Origin of the sequence: Methanoregula sp., assembly GCF_002835825.1 — an archaeon.
Classification (GTDB): domain Archaea; phylum Halobacteriota; class Methanomicrobia; order Methanomicrobiales; family Methanospirillaceae; genus Methanoregula.
This window is the reverse complement of the sequence record NZ_PIZH01000550.1, coordinates 1-1,376: the sequence shown is the minus strand read 5'-3', so window position 1 is coordinate 1,376 and position 1,376 is coordinate 1. Positions and strand designations below refer to the sequence as shown.

The 1,376-nt window shown below is 61.5% G+C and carries 1 protein-coding gene; it reads left to right on the top strand.

Annotated features, from left to right (window positions below; genetic code table 11):
- Positions 1-1,376: tetratricopeptide repeat protein (locus CW742_RS13210; RefSeq protein WP_292421138.1), on the top strand; the 1,376-nt coding region annotated here is incomplete at both ends.

Genomic DNA, 1,376 nt, shown 5'->3' with positions numbered 1-1,376 from the left:
GTGCTCTCGTATACAAAAGCTATCGAGGTTGACGAAACCAATGCGCATACCTGGTTCTACCTCGGCAGGTCCCACATGAGCCTTGGCGAGGACGACGCAGCGGTCGCGGCATTCGACCGGGCGATCGCTCTCTCAAAGGACTTCGGGGAGGCCCATTATTACAAAGGTATCGCCCTCTTCCGGACCCGGAAGATGCCTGAGTCGGCCGCCGCCCTTGACGAGGCCACCCGGCTGATGCCGGACTTTGCCGACGCATTCCGGGAGCACGGCCGGGCCCTCTCTGCACTCGGACGGTACATCGACGCCGCTGCCGCGTTTGGCACGGTCCTTGAGATGGTGCCCGGGGATCTTGTGGCAATGTACGGGCAGGCCCGGGCCTGCGATCACCTGGGACGTTACCATGAGGCCATTGCCGCATATGCACAGGTCAATCGCATCCAGTCCGACTGCGAACGGGCGTTCCTGTACCGTGGCTTTGCGCAGATGCTCACGCGCCAGTTCGAAGACGCGACCGAGTCGTTCTCCCGCACCATCGGGCTGAACCCGGAGAACGCCGAGGCATGGCAGGAGAAGGCAAAAGCCCTGATCGAACTGGAGATGTTCGGGCAGGCCATCGAGGCATACGACGGCTTCCTTGCTATCCGGCCCGATACAGTCACCGTACTCTTTGACAAGGGCCTCGCGCTCGAGCAGCTCGACCGTACCGGTGAGGCTCTCGAGGTCTTCAACCGGTGCATCGCTCTTGGCCTGGATACAGCGCGTGTCCATGCCGAAGCGGGGTTCTGCCTCTTCCGGCTCGAACGGTATGACGAGGCGGTCACATCGCTCGACCGGTCCATTGAGCGCGAGCCAAAGAGCGACCGTGTCCTCATCTATAAGGGCGATGCCCTCCTCCTCATCAAACGGTACGAGGATGCAATCGGTGCATTCGATGCTGCACTCGCCATCGATGCCGGTCTTGAGCGGGCTCACCGGGGCCGGGGGATAGCCCTGACCCGGACCGGAAGGTTCGAGGATGCTATCGTTGCACTCGACCGGGCTCTCGAAGGGGATCCGGCAGCCCCCGATGTTCTTGCCTGCAAAGGATACTCCCTGTACCGTCTCGGCAGGAACAAAGAGGCAGTCGAGGCGTTGGGCCGGGCCTTAAAGAAGCAGTCGAAGAACAAGCAGGTCCTTTTATGGCGGTCGAAGGCCCTGTACCGCCTCGGAAGGTACGCGGAGGCAGAAGCATCGTTTGCCCGGTTCCATGCGCTCGATCCCGATATTGCTCAGGCATGGTATTTTCATGCAATGAGCCTCGTCTTCATGGAACGCCATTATGACTCTCCCGCCCCTCCCCACCGGTCCCTTGCACTGCACGACACCTGTCCCCGTCC